Source organism: Blastococcus sp. CT_GayMR19 (assembly GCF_004570385.1).
In the GTDB taxonomy this organism is placed as follows: Bacteria; Actinomycetota; Actinomycetes; order Mycobacteriales; family Geodermatophilaceae; genus Blastococcus_B.
Window position 1 is genome coordinate 312,601 of record NZ_SPQL01000002.1, and the last position, 12,831, is coordinate 325,431.

Sequence of the window (12,831 nt, forward strand, 5' to 3'; positions counted from 1 at the left end):
CCCGCCGGCTCAGCCGGTCTGGCCGGTCTCGGCGTGCGCGACGCCGACGGGCTTGGACTCCGGGGATCCCCGCTGGCGCAGATAGACGGAGAACACCGCCATCGAGCCCACGGCGAGCATCTCCGACTGCCAGTTCTGGAAGGACCTGTTCCAGAAATCGGCCTCCGCGAGGTAGCCGAGCCAGCTGACGGGGTCCTGTCGCCGGCCGAGCTGCTCGCTGTTGAACGCGGCCCAGCCCGCGATCGAGGAGGCGGCCCAGGTCAGCAGGAACAGCCCGCCCATCAGGAGCCCGAGCGATCGCGAGAACAGCGTCGTGCGCCAGCCTCCCGCGCGGGCCCACTCCGGCGAGTCCTCGGTCGCATGCCGCCCGATGCGCTGTTCCTCGTCGGACTCCGGGCCCTCCTCCCCGGGCTTCTTGGACTCGGCCGAGCCGCGCTGGATCAGCCACACGGTGCCGAAGATGTACAGGAAGAACTGGAGGTACTCCGACTGCCAGTTCTCCATGACGTCGACGCCGAACGACGACGACGTGACGTAGTCGAGCAGAGACACCGGCTCCAGCCCGTCGGCGATCTGCTGGGCGTTGTAGTCGGCCGCGCCGGAGAGGGCCTGGCCGACGAGGGTCGCGAGGAACAGCCCCCCGAAGGCGAGGCTGAGCGCGTTGTCGCGGACGAAGCCGCGCGAATGCTCGGTCATCGGCCCATCAGCCCCAGGGCAGTGACGTACACGATGCCGACCACGATCACGGCCAGGTAGAGGGCGAACACTGCCCGGACGGTCTTCACGGTCCGTCCACCTCGCAGTCGTACGGCGCCTCGCCCCGCGACTCGCAGGCGGCCGCGCTCACGCGCCACCCGGCGCGGGTCTCCGTCAGGAAGAGCGTGTCGCCGGCGAGCCGGACCTGCGCGTTGCCGCCCCAGATCTCCACCGACTCCACCTCGCCGCCCTCCAGCGGCACCTGCTCGATCGCCTCGGTGCACGCCGCGGACTCGCTCTTCTCGAACTCGGCCAGCGTCGCGGGAGCCAGCAGGTCGCACCGGGCCCCGGGATCGGCGCCGGGGTCCTCGAACGTCACGGCCACGCCCTGCACCTCGGGCTGCTGCATGCTCGAGCACCCGGTCAGCAGCATCCCCGCGGTCGCCAGTGCCACCGGCAGGGCACGGGCCCTCGACCAGGCACCTGAGCGGTTCATGGCACCTCCTCCCGGGTCGGACGACGGAACCGAAGGCCCATTCGACGGGTCGCTACCCGGGCCCGAGCGGCGGACGAACGATCGTCACCCGCCCGGACGACGCCCGCCTCGCCGTCCCCTCGCGACTACGGTGCGGGCGTGGCTCGGGTTGCAGTCGTGGGTGCCGGGCTCGGGGGGCTCGCGGCCGCGGCGCGGCTCGCGTCGACAGGCCACGCGGTCACCGTGTTCGAGCGGGCGGACACCGTGGGGGGCAAGCTCGGCCGGTTCACCCGGGACGGCCACGTGTTCGACACCGGGCCCAGCCTGCTCACGCTGCCGCAGGTGTACCGGGACCTCTTCGCGGCGACCGGCGGGCGCCTCGAGGACGCGGTCGATCTCGTCCGGCTCGACCCGGCCGTGGCCTACCGGTTCGCCGACGGGACGCGGCTGACCATGCCCGGCACCGCCGAGGCGGTCCCGGCCGCTCTGGACGCCGCTTTCGGCGGGAGCGCCGGCGCGCAGTGGGGAGCCCTGCAGGAGCGGGCGGCGCGGATGTGGCGGATCAGCGAGGCGCCCTTCCTGCGGACGCCGCTGCAGGGTGCCGCGACGCTGGCCCGGCTGGCCCGCGACCCGGCGGACGTCGCCGCGATCGCACCCTGGCAGACCCTGCGGGGCCTGGGACGGCGCTACCTCCGCGACCCTCGCCTGCGGACGCTGCTCGACCGCTATGCGACCTATTCGGGCTCCGACCCCCGGCGCGCGCCCGCCGTCCTGGCGACGGTGCCCTACGCGGAGCAGGCGTTCGGATCCTGGTACGTCCGCGGCGGCCTGCACCGGCTGGCCCTGGCGGTGGCGGACCGCGCGACCGCGCACGGGGCCGTCGTCCGGACCGGCTGCGCGGTGCGCCGCATCGTGGTCGACGGCGGCCGGGCCGCCGGGGTCGAGCTGGCGGACGGCGAGCGGGTGCCGGCGGACGTGGTCGTCTCCGGCGCGGACGCCGCGGCGCTCTACGGCGGCCTGCTCCCGGAGGACCGGCGGACCCGCGGCGTGCGGCGGGACCTGGGGCGGGCCACCCCCTCGCTCTCGGGATTCGTCCTGCTGCTCGCACTGCACGGCCGGACCCCGGGCCTGGCGCATCACACGGTCCTCTTCCCCGCGGACTACGACGCCGAGTTCGACGCCGTCTTCGGCACCGGCCGCTTCCGCGGGGCGCCTCGCCCGGTGGCCGACCCGACGGTCTACATCAGCGCGCCGGACGACCCCGCGCTGCGCCCCGACGACGCCGGCGAGTCCTGGTTCGTCCTGGTCAACGCGCCGCGGCACGACCCGGGTCGCGGAGTCGACTGGGACGAAGCCGGGCTGTCCGAGCGGTATGCCGACCGGGTGCTCGACGTGCTGGCGGAGCGCGGCCTCGACGTCCGGGACCGAGTGACGTGGCGGGTCGTGCGGACGCCGGCCGATCTCGAACGGGACACGGGCAGCGTCGGCGGTTCCATCTACGGGACGTCGAGCAACGGCGCCCGCGCGGCGTTCCTCCGGCCGGGCAACACCTCGCCGCTGCCCGGGCTGTTCCTCGTCGGCGGTTCCGCGCATCCCGGCGGCGGACTGCCCCTGGTCGCCCTGTCGGCGGAGATCGTGTCCGGGCTCATCGGGCCGGCCTGACGGAATGCGCGGGGTTAGCGTGCCCGCATGACCCACGACCCGGCCGTGCTCCCGCCCGGTCTGCCCGTGCCCGAGGACGACGGCGCCGCCGCACACCTGCCCGGGCTGCCCGTCCCCTCCGTGGCCCTTCCAGCCACGGGTGGCGGCACGGTCGACCTCGCCGAACGGAGCCGCGGCCGGCGGGTCGTGCTGTTCGCGTATCCGCGGACCGGGCGCCCGGGCCAGGACCCGCTCCCCGGCTGGGACGACATCCCCGGTGCACGCGGCTGCACCCCCGAGGCCTGTTCCTTCCGCGACCTCGCGCCGGAGTTCGCCGAACGGGGCGCCGAGGTCTATGGGCTCTCCACCCAGAGCGCGGCCGACCAGCAGGAAGCGGCCACGCGGCTACGCCTCCCGTACGCCCTGCTCAGCGACGCCGGGTCGGCGTTCGCGATCCCTCTCCGGCTGCCCACGTTCACCGCCGGAGGCCTTCGCCTGCTCCGCCGGCTGACCCTCCTCGTGCACGACGGCACCATCCAGCGGGTGCTCTACCCGGTCTTCCCGCCCGACCGGGCGGCGGCCGACGCCCTCCGCGCGCTGGACTCCTGAGCTCCGTCAGCCGGGCAGCGTCGCCGTCACGGTCACGGCCGGGGCGCCCGGCGCGATCGGGCGCGGTCGGTCCACGACGAAACCGGCCTCGGTCAGCTGGCTCACGAGCCCGTCGGCGTCCGTGAGCTCCATCCGGCCCTCCTGGGCGCGGAGCAGCAGGTCGAAGTGCCGGCTGAAGAACTGCGGGGTCGCCACGGTGGCCACGAGGAACAGCAGTCCCCCCGGGTTCAGCAGGCCGGCGATGTCGCGGAGGAGGGGGACCCGCTCGGCCATCGGCAGGTAGTAGATGACGTTTGCGAGCAGCGCGACGTCGAACGGCTCGGCCAGCGGTCCCGACGCCCGGGCCGAGGGATCGCGGATGTCGGACCGGACGACGGAGGCGCGGCCGGAGAGCCCCCGCTCGCGCAGCGTCCGCTCCGCCAGGTCGGCGGCCTCGGCGTCGAGGTCGATCCCCACGCCGTGGGCCGCGGGCGCCGCCTCGAGCATCACGGCGAGCTCGAGACCGGCGCCGCACCCGACGTCGAGCACGCGGCGGGGACGACGCTCGGCGACGGTCCGCGCCAGCGCGTCCATGACCAGCGACTCGAACCCCTGGGAGATCCGCGCGATCAGCGCGCCGTGCTCGGCCATGTCCCGGCGCCGCTCTCCGCCCCTCAGCAGCGTCGCCATCTCCCGGTAGACGGCGCTGTGCAGCCCGGAGAAGGCCTCGTACCCGGCCCGGACCAGGTCGTCCTCCACGATCGCCCGGCCGCGGGCGGTGAGACGCCAGGGCCGGCCCTCTCCCCCGCCGATCAGCCCCACCGACGCCGCCACCCGGAGGAACGCGGTCAGCAGCTCCTCGTCGACCGCGCCCAGCCGCCGCGCGAGCTCGGCCGTGGTGGCGTCCCCGGTGGCGAGCGAGTCGAGCAGGCCCGTCTCGACCGCGGCCGCACCCAGGTGCAGGCGGACGGCGGTGAGCCCGTCGCGGGTGGCGCGCAGCCTCGCGCGTGGGTGCCCCGCCCGCACGATCTTCCACAGCGCGCCCGGGTTGATCAGCCCCGGCATGAGCGGTCCCTCCTCCGGCGGGTGCGCTCCGGCGGCGCGCTGCCCGCGGGCGTCAGGTTCTCAGTCCAGGACCGTCTCCGGACCGTCCACGGGCGCGCCGGCCTCGAGCCAGCGCAGCAGCGTGCGTGCTCCGAAACCGGTGCCGCCCTTGACGATCTCGCCGTCGTCGGCGCCGGCGCGGGCCGGCCCCGCGACGTCCAGGTGCGCCCACGCGAGAGTGCCGGCGAAGGGCCGGAGGAACAGCGCGGCCGTCGTCCCGCCCGGACCGCCCGGCGCGTTGTTGGCGTCGGCGACGGTGCTGTCGAGCAGGTCGGTGTACTCCTCGGCCAGCGGCATCCGCCACAGCGGCTCCCCCGCGTGGGCGCCGGCCGTGAGCAGCGCATCGGCGAGCCCGTCGGAGGTGGCGTACAGCCCGGCGGTCTTGGTGCCGAGGGCCACCTTCATGGCGCCGGTCAGGGTGGCGACGTCGACCAGCACGGTGGCCCCGAGCTCCAGGCGGGCGTAGGCCAGCCCGTCGGCCAGCACCATGCGGCCCTCGGCGTCGGTGTTGAGCACCTCCGTCGTCCGCCCGCCGACGTGGCGGACGACGTCGGCCGGACGGTAGGACGACCCGGAGACGGCGTTCTCCGCGGCCGGCACGACCGCCGTCACGGCCACCGGCAGCTCCAGGCGCGCAACGGCGTCCAGCGTGGCCAGCACGGCGGCGCCGCCCGCCATGTCGGTCTTCATCTCCCGCATCCCGGCGTTGGGCTTGATGGAGAGACCACCGGTGTCGAACGTGATGCCCTTGCCGACCAGGACGGGATGCGCGGGCCCGGCGGACGGCGGGCGGTAGCTCACGACGACGACCCGGGGCGGGGTCGCGGACCCGCCGCCGACCGCGAGCACGCCCCCGAAGCCGCCGGCGCGGAGCTCGTCGGGGCCGAGCACCGTGACGGTGGTGTGCGGGAGACCGGCGAAGCGCGCGGTGACCTGCTCGGCCAGCCAGGCCGGGTTCTTCGTGTTGCTCGGGGTGTTGATCAGGTCGCGGGCCCACGCGACGGCCTCGCCCGAGACCTGTCCGCGCCGCCCGCCGGTGACGACGGCGGGATCGGCGCCGTCGGCCGCGACCAGGCTGACCTCGGCCAGCCGCTTCGGGTGATCGGCCGAGGTGTCGCGGAAGCGGTAGCCGGCCAGGAGCGCGGCCTCGACCGCCGCCCGCACCTCGTCCGCCCCGGCCGGGGACGCGGCGCTGTCCAGCGGCACGACCAGGCGCTTCGCGCCGAACTCGGCCAGCGACTGGGCGCGCCGGACGGCGGCTGCGACGTAGCCGCGCATGTCGGGCACGGTTGCCTCGCCGACGCCGACGGCGAGGACGCTCCGGGGGCGACGGCCGGCGATGGGGATAGCGGTGACCGTGCCGGGCTTCCCCCTGTTCCCGGTGTCGGCCAGGGCTCCGGTGAGGAGCTCGGGACTGACCGGCGGCGCCGGGTCGCTCAGCCAGCCCGGCAGCGCGGCACCGCTGCCGACCGGCACCGCCAGCACGTCGTCCGGACCGAGGACGGGCAGGTCGGCCAGGACGTCCACCCGAGGCAACGGCGCGGCCCCGGTCGCCGGCGTGCTGCCGGCGGCCGGGGCCGTGTCGTCGGTCGCGGCGCTGCCCGGGGGCAGGTTCGCGGCGGTGTTCAGCTGGTCGCGCCCTTCAGGGCCTCCGAGAGCGCCGCCGCCTCGTCGGGCGACAGCTCGACCACGAGGCGACCGCCCCCCTCGAGCGGTACGCGCATGACCAGGCCTCGCCCCTCCTTGGTGACCTCGAGGGGACCTTCACCCGTGCGCGGCTTCATGGCCGCCATGCGTGCCTCCTTCACGGCCACACCCCTCCCACCTGGGGCGGAAGGAATGCGGCGTCCGTCGATGCTGTGCGCTCCGGGTCAATGATCCCGTATGAGACGCCGTCGTCCAACATGAGCCCCCTGACGGTCACCCTCCCGCGCTCGCACGGAAGCAGTCGGCGACGTGGTCGTCCACCATCCCGGTGGCCTGCATGAGCGCGTAGGCGGTCGTGGGCCCGACGAACACGAAGCCACGGCGCTTGAGCTCCTTGGCCATCGCGACGGACTCCGGACTCGTCGCCGGGACGTCGGCCAGGGTCGCCGGCCGGCCACGCGGGCCGTCCGGGGCGAAGGACCAGAGCAGCTCCGACAGGCCCTCCGGCAGACCCTGCGCGGCCCGGGCGTTGCGGATGGCGGCGGAGATCTTCGCCCGGTTGCGGACGATCCCCGCATCGGCCATGAGGCGCGCCTCGTCCTCGTCGGTGAACCCCGCGACCGCGTCGATCGCGAAGCCCGCGAACGCCGACCGGAAGGCCGGCCGTTTCCGCAGGATCGTGATCCAGGACAGCCCCGACTGGAACGCCTCCAGGCAGAGCCGCTCGAACAGGGCGTCGTCCCCGCGCAGCGGCGTCCCCCACTCCTCGTCGTGGTAGACGACGTACTCCGGAGAGCTGTCGCCCCAGGCGCACCTCGTCACCGGAGGGAGGTCGGTCTGCACGGACTGGTCGATCAGCACGCCGCGACGCTAGTGCCGCCCACCGACAGTTCCACCGGTCAGCCGATCGGTGATCCGGCCACGCCGCTGAGCAGGTCCTTGGTGTACAGGTCACGCAGCCGGTTGGTGTCCCCGGACGCGAGCGCCTGGGAGGTCAGGACCAGCACCCGGTCGCCGGTGGCGGCGAAGAGGCGGCCGTACTCGGCGGGCGCGACCGAGCCCGCCGGTCCGGTGGTCGCCGCCCCGCCGGCGTCGGCGGTGACCAGGACGAGGGGTGCGCCCCCACCGGCGTCGAGATCCCGCCGGTAGAAGTCGCTATGCAGGTTGGTGTCCCCCGCCAGCTGGCCGGCGGCCGTCGAGAAGAACCCGTAGCGGCCGGTCGGGTCGAGCTCCACCCGGTGCTCCCAGACGCTCTGCTGGCCGTTGCCCATCGCGACGACGCTCCCGGTGACGAGGTCCTTGCGGTAGGCCAGTCCGGTGCCGCCGATCGAGCCGGGGGTCGCCGTCATGATCCGGGCCGCCGTCACGAACGCCACGTACCGGCCGTCGTCGCTGATCGCGATGTCACCGGCGTCCCGGTAGACGGCGAACTGCGTGGTGCTGCCGGACACCACGACCGAGGAGACCACGACGAGTTCGCCCGCGCCGGCGCCGGCCAGCGTCTTGCGGTGCAGCAGGATCGCCCCGTTGGTGCCGGTGGCTGCCGGGAAGAGCGCGAACCGGCCGTCCGCGGTCAGTGCCAGGGCGGGACCGACCGCCTCCCCCGGGAGGTTCGCCCCGGCGCTCGTCGTCGAGACCCGGGTGACCACGCCGGTCGAGAGCCGCTTCGCGAACAGGTCCACGGCACCGTTGGTGTCACCGGCGACCAGGTCGGCCCGCTCCGAGTAGAAGAGCACGAGGTCGCCGTCCGCGGAGACCGCCACCGACGGGGTGATGGCGTAGACCGACGAACCAGGCTGCAGGACCGTGCCCGCGGTCGAGGGGTGCACCGACCCGGCGAGCGGGACGCTGACGAGGGTGCGGGTGCCGGCGGTCATGTCCAGGCGGTAGATGTCGGCCAGGCCGTTGGTGTCGGCGGGCAGCAGGGCGGCCGTCGTGACGAGGACGACGTACCGGCCGTCGTCGCTGATCGCCGGCGCGGCGGAGTTGGTCGGGTCGGTGTCACCGGTAGCCGACGCCGACAGCGGGGCGATCCGCCGGGCGGTGCCGGCGGTCCGGTCGAGCAGGTACAGCTCGTAGGCGGAGTTGGTGTCGGAGGCCTCCCGCTGGGCGCGCGTGCCGACGACGACGAACCGTCCGTCGCCGCTGACGGCCGCGCCGCCTCGCTCCCCGGCCCCCGTCGCCGGGACGGTCGGCGAGACGGGCACCACCGAGACCTGCACCGAGCCGGCCGAGACGTGGCCCCCGGCGTCGACCGCCACCACCGTGAACCGGTGGGTGGTCCCGTTGGTGAGGAGGGAGACGGTCGCCTGGGTGGCCGGCGCCGTCGCGGTCGCCGCGATGCTGCCGTCCTCGGCCAGCACCCGGTAGCCGACGACGTCGGGATCGGGCGACGCCGTCCAGCTGATCACCGCGCGTCGGTCGCCGGGGGCGGCCGTCGGGCCCGTCGGGGCCGCCGGCGGCCCGTCCCGCGGCGTCGCGGGAGCCGGTGCCGATGCGGTCGACCGGTTCCCGTGGGTGTCGACGGCGACGAGCGTGTAGGTGTAGGTCACGTCGTTGGTCAGGCCGGTGTCGGTGTACGTGGTCCCGGTGACCGTGGCGATCTCCACCCCGCCCCGCAGCACCCGGTAGCTCGCCAGGTCCGGCTCGGCGTTCGCCGTCCACGACAGGCCGACCCGGTTCTCCCCGGCAGCCGAAACCAGCCCGGTCGGCGCCGACGGTGGGGTGAGGTCGGTGGGCGTCGCGGAGACGGGGCCCGAGGCCGCCGACCGGTTGCCGCTCGTGTCGACGGCGACCAGCGTGTAGGAGTAGGTGACGTCGTTGGTGCGCCCGGTGTCGACGTAGGCGGCGGTGCCGGTGACGGTGGCGATCTCGACGCCGCCCCGCAGCACCCGGTAACTCGCCAGGTCGTTCTCGGAGTTCGCCGTCCAGGCGAGGGTCACCCGGCCGTCCCCGCGGGTGGCGGTCAGCCCGGTCGGCACGGCGGGCGGAGTGACATCGGCGCTGGACGTGATCCCTGCGGACGGCGCCGAGCGGTTGCCGTGCGTGTCCACCGCAACCAGCGTGTAGGTGCGGTTGACGCCGTTGGCCTGGGTGTCGGTGTAGGACGTGCCGGTGACCGCGGCGATCTCCACCCCGTCCCGGAGAACGCGGTAAGTGGCCAGGTCAAGCTCGGAGTTCGGCGTCCACGACAGGGACACTTGCCCGCTGCCCTTGGTTGCGATCAGCCCGGTGGGCGCGGCAGGCGCGGTCAGGTCGGTCGGGGTGGCGATCACCGGTGCCGAGTCGGCCGACCGGTTGCCGTGGGTGTCGATCGCGGCCAACCGGTAGCTGTAGGCCACGTCGTTGGTCAGCCCGGTGTCGACGTAGCCGGTCGTCCCCGTCACGACGGCGACCTCCAGGCCGTTCCGCAGCACCCGGTAGTTCGCCAGGTCCGGCTCGGAGTTCGCCGTCCACGACAGGGTGACCTGCTGATCCCCCCGCACGGCCGCCAGTCCCGTGGGTACCGCCGGAGCTCCCAGGTCCGTGGGCGTCGCCGGCACCACCGGGCTGGAGGACACCGAACGGTTGCCGTGCGTGTCGACGGCGACGAGCGTGTAGCCATAGGTCGTGTCGTTGATCAGGCCGGTATCCACGTAGGTGGTCCCCGTGACGGTGGCGACCTCCACGCCGTCCCTCAGTACGCGGTAATCGGCGAGATCGGGCTCGCCGTTCGCCGTCCAGGACAGGCCCACCTGCCCGTCGCCCCGGATGGCGGCCAGCCCGGCCGGTGCGTCCGGCGGTGTCAGATCGGTCGGCGCGACCAGCACCGCGGCCGAGGGTGCCGACCGGTTCCCGTGGGTGTCCACCGCGACGACCGTGTAGCTGTAGGTCGTGTCGTTGGTCAGCCCCAGATCGAGGTGGCTGGTGGCGGTGACGGAGGCGACCTCCACGCCGTTGCGCAGCACCCGGTAGGAGGCCAGGTCCGGCTCCGCGTTGGCATCCCACGACAGACCGGCGCGTTCGTCGCCCCGGCCGCCGACGACGCCCGAGGGCGCTGCGGGCGGGGTCAGGTCGGTCGGCGTCGCGGTCGCCGCCGGCGAGGAGGAGCCCGACCAGTTGCCCGATGTGTCGTGGGTCTGGACGGTGTAGGCGTAGGTGGTGTCGTTGACCACCGTCGCGTCCGTCCAGCCGGTGGTGCCCCGACCGGCGAGGAGCGCGGTCAGCGGCGCCCCGTCGCGCAGCACCCGGTAGCCGTCGGCGTCGTAGTCACCGCTGTTCACCACCCAGGACAGGGCGACCTGGCCGTCGCCGCGAACCGCGGTCACGCCGGTGGGTGCGGCCGGGGGGACGGCGTCGCGCGGCGTGCCGGTGACCGGCGTGCTCGCCGTCGTCCCCTCGTTGGTGCCGATGAACGTGGTGACGGTCGTGACGGTGACGACATAGCCCCGGCCGTTGACGAGTCCGGTGACCGTCGCCGACGTCGACGAGGGGCTGGCGGCCAGCGTGCCGTCGAGGTACACCCGGTAGCCGCTGATGAACCCCTCGGTGGAGGCGGTCCACGAGACGTTCAACGCCCGGTCGGCCGCCACCGCGGTGACGGCGGTCGGCGGGGTCGGGTTGGCCGTGCTGGCCAGGCGCAGGTGCGTGGACGGCAGCGGCGTCGGCGCACCGCCGGGGATGCCCGTCATGGCGAGTACCGCGAGGACGGCCGTCGCCCGCAGGACCCACGAGCGGTGCCGGTGCCGCGCAGGGCGGGCTCCGACGTCCTGGTCGCGCACGGGTGCCTCCGATCCGGGCACCCGCGAGCCATCGGACTGCCGTACCGGTTCTCGGCACCCCGAGCCGGGGAGTTGACCTGTCCACGAGGTCGCCGTGGCGGCCTACGCCGGACCGGGTGCCACTCAGCGGCAGACGGCGTCGACCCCCTCGGCCTCCGGCACGGGCGTCCGCGCGGGGCTGGGCCGGGTGGCCAGCACGCAGCCGGCCAGGACCAGCGGCAGCCCGAGTGCGATGCCGAGGGTGAAGGGTTCGTCGAGCAGCAGGACGCCGAGGAGCACCGCCACCGCCGGGTTGACGAAGGTGATCACCAGCGCCCGCTGGGGGCCGACCTCACGGATGAGGGCGAAGAACAGCGCCAAGGCCAGCGCGGTGCAGAGGGCGCCGAGAGCCGCCAGGGCGAGCCAGGCGGGAACCGATGCGTCGGCGAGCGTGCCCAGCTGCGGCACCGCGAAGGGCGTGTAGACGACGGCCGTGACGAACAGCGCGATGGAGCTCGCCGCCACGCCGGAGACGCCGGGCAGCGCGCGGGTCACGACCAGCGGCCCGGTGGCGTAGCCGATGAGCACCAGGCCGATGGCCAGGAGGGGCAGCAGCTGGGCGCCCTCGAGGTCCAGGCCCAGGAGGACGGCGATGCCGACGACGCCGATCACCATGCCCACGATCCGGATCGGGGTCAGCCGCTCCTCCTCACCGAGGAGCACGGCGGCCAGGGCGGCGACGAACGGGACGCCCGCGATCAGCAGCCCGGTCAGCGAGCTCGACAGCGATTCCTCGGCGTAGGCGATCAGCAGCCAGGGGCCGGCCATCTCCAGGACCGTGAACAGCAGCAGCGCCCGCCAGTGCCGCAACGCCGGCCGCAGGTGCCCCTTCGCGATCGTCCAGGGCAGGAGCAGCGCCGCACCGATGACGCACCGCACGAAGACCAGGACGACCGGCGAGACCTCCCCGACGGCGACCTTGATCAACAGGTACGGAACGCCCCAGATGACCGACATGCTCAGGAACAGCACCCAGCCGCGCCGGCTCACGGCTGCTCCCCTGTCCGGCTCCCGTGCGTCACCGGCTCATTCTCGCCGACGGGTCAGATACTTCCGCGGGAGGCTGCGACCGCGGCGAAGCGCTTCAGCGACCGGCGGATGCCGAGCAGGGCGAACGGCCGCACCAGGAACCAGCCGAGCTCGCCCAGGTAGCCGTAGGGCAGGTACAGACGCTCGGTCCACACGAACGTCGAGTGCGGTCCGCGCGGCTCGATCTCGAAGATTCCCGGGCCGCGGATGAGCCGGCCCGTGTGCTGCACCTCCACCAGCCGCGGCGGCTCCCACTTCGTGATGATCATGGTGTCGAGGACGCCGACGTGCCGGCCACCGGGCAGGGGCAGTCCCGTCCGTGCGACCAGCCGGCCGTGCAGGCCCTGGGCGGGGCCGCCGACGGTGCGGACGTCGGTCGCGAGCATCCACTCGCCCTGGCTCTCCCAGTCGGTCAGCGCCGCCCAGACCTGGTCCGGTGGGGCGTCGACGTCGATCCGTTCGACCAGCTCAGGCATGTGGACGCTCCTCGTCGGGGTCGCGGGCCTCGTCCACGGTGGCGGGGTCCTCCCCCTGCTTCGTCGCGCCGGCGGCCTGCGGATGCGCCGGGCCGCGGAGGGCGGCCAGCTCGGCGTCCCGCTCGTCGAGGAGCTGGGCGAACTGGTCGATCAGCCAGTCGACCTCGGACATGCGGTAGCCGCGGAAGGCCGGCGAGAGCCGCAGCGAGCGCACGTCGTCGCCGACCACCGGGCGGTCGTCGGGGAGCTCCACCGGCGAGCGGGTCAGCTCGGCCGGCGGCTGCGTCTCCCCGCGTCCCAGCAGCAGGGAGGCGCCGAGGAAGAGCAGTCCGCCGACGACCAGGACACCGACGACGAAGACGAAGAAGTCCAACAC

The 12,831-nt window shown here is 74.3% G+C and carries 12 protein-coding genes; 2 read left to right on the forward strand and 10 right to left on the reverse strand.

Annotated features, from left to right (window positions below):
• Positions 1 to 9 precede the first annotated feature (9 nt).
• Both E4P39_RS04200 and E4P39_RS04205 read right to left on the reverse strand, forming a co-directional pair.
• Positions 10 to 696, reverse strand: coding sequence for a DUF6766 family protein (locus E4P39_RS04200; RefSeq protein ID WP_135135115.1), 687 nt, complete (start codon positions 694 to 696; stop codon positions 10 to 12).
• Between the two features lie 85 nt (positions 697 to 781).
• Positions 782 to 1,192 (reverse strand): hypothetical protein, encoded by a 411-nt coding sequence (locus E4P39_RS04205; protein ID WP_135135116.1) that lies wholly within the window; start codon positions 1,190 to 1,192, stop codon positions 782 to 784.
• Positions 1,193 to 1,330: 138 nt separating this feature from the next.
• On the opposite strand from E4P39_RS04205, the gene crtI reads away from it, so the two are divergent.
• Positions 1,331 to 2,833, forward strand: a complete 1,503-nt coding sequence (crtI, locus tag E4P39_RS04210) for a phytoene desaturase family protein (RefSeq protein WP_135135117.1) — start codon at positions 1,331 to 1,333, stop codon at positions 2,831 to 2,833.
• A gap of 27 nt (positions 2,834 to 2,860) precedes the next feature.
• Positions 2,861 to 3,421: a peroxiredoxin gene (locus E4P39_RS04215; RefSeq protein WP_135135118.1), complete on the forward strand. Its 561-nt coding sequence runs from the start codon at positions 2,861 to 2,863 to the stop codon at positions 3,419 to 3,421.
• 6 nt (positions 3,422 to 3,427) lie between these two features.
• Here the strand turns inward: E4P39_RS04215 and E4P39_RS04220 are convergent, their stop codons facing one another.
• The 8 genes from E4P39_RS04220 to E4P39_RS04255 form a co-directional block, all read right to left on the reverse strand.
• Positions 3,428 to 4,465, reverse strand: a complete 1,038-nt coding sequence (locus tag E4P39_RS04220; protein ID WP_135135119.1) for a class I SAM-dependent methyltransferase — start codon at positions 4,463 to 4,465, stop codon at positions 3,428 to 3,430.
• Positions 4,466 to 4,525: 60 nt separating this feature from the next.
• Positions 4,526 to 6,031 (reverse strand): leucyl aminopeptidase family protein, encoded by a 1,506-nt coding sequence (locus E4P39_RS04225; protein WP_245159625.1) that lies wholly within the window; start codon positions 6,029 to 6,031, stop codon positions 4,526 to 4,528.
• Between the two features lie 98 nt (positions 6,032 to 6,129).
• Complete coding sequence (locus E4P39_RS04230; RefSeq protein ID WP_012947303.1) at positions 6,130 to 6,297, reverse strand: DUF3117 domain-containing protein; 168 nt, start codon at positions 6,295 to 6,297, stop codon at positions 6,130 to 6,132.
• Between the two features lie 127 nt (positions 6,298 to 6,424).
• Positions 6,425 to 7,012: a DNA-3-methyladenine glycosylase I gene (locus E4P39_RS04235; protein ID WP_280790786.1), complete on the reverse strand. Its 588-nt coding sequence runs from the start codon at positions 7,010 to 7,012 to the stop codon at positions 6,425 to 6,427.
• A 38-nt stretch (positions 7,013 to 7,050) separates the two neighbouring features.
• On the reverse strand, positions 7,051 to 10,911 hold the full coding sequence (locus E4P39_RS04240; RefSeq protein WP_135135121.1) for a hypothetical protein: 3,861 nt from the start codon (positions 10,909 to 10,911) through the stop codon (positions 7,051 to 7,053).
• Positions 10,912 to 11,034: 123 nt separating this feature from the next.
• Entirely contained in the window at positions 11,035 to 11,940 is a 906-nt protein-coding gene (locus tag E4P39_RS04245) for an EamA family transporter (RefSeq protein ID WP_135135122.1), read from the reverse strand.
• Positions 11,941 to 11,993: 53 nt separating this feature from the next.
• Entirely contained in the window at positions 11,994 to 12,455 is a 462-nt protein-coding gene (locus E4P39_RS04250; protein WP_135135123.1) for an SRPBCC family protein, read from the reverse strand.
• Positions 12,448 to 12,831: a DivIVA domain-containing protein gene (locus tag E4P39_RS04255; RefSeq protein ID WP_245159626.1), complete on the reverse strand. Its 384-nt coding sequence runs from the start codon at positions 12,829 to 12,831 to the stop codon at positions 12,448 to 12,450. Before E4P39_RS04255 ends, E4P39_RS04250 begins: the two co-directional genes overlap by 8 nt.

What these genes read in the sequence shown, in the direction of transcription:
- E4P39_RS04220 (WP_135135119.1), bottom strand. Translation starts at nt 4,465, where the DNA reads ATGCCGGGGCTGATCAACCCGGGCGCGCTGTGGAAGATCGTGCGGGCG.
- E4P39_RS04205 (WP_135135116.1), bottom strand. Translation starts at nt 1,192, where the DNA reads ATGAACCGCTCAGGTGCCTGGTCGAGGGCCCGTGCCCTGCCGGTGGCA.
- E4P39_RS04200 (WP_135135115.1), bottom strand. Translation starts at nt 696, where the DNA reads ATGACCGAGCATTCGCGCGGCTTCGTCCGCGACAACGCGCTCAGCCTC.
- E4P39_RS04230 (WP_012947303.1), bottom strand. Translation starts at nt 6,297, where the DNA reads ATGGCGGCCATGAAGCCGCGCACGGGTGAAGGTCCCCTCGAGGTCACC.
- E4P39_RS04215 (WP_135135118.1), top strand. Translation starts at nt 2,861, where the DNA reads ATGACCCACGACCCGGCCGTGCTCCCGCCCGGTCTGCCCGTGCCCGAG.
- E4P39_RS04250 (WP_135135123.1), bottom strand. Translation starts at nt 12,455, where the DNA reads ATGCCTGAGCTGGTCGAACGGATCGACGTCGACGCCCCACCGGACCAG.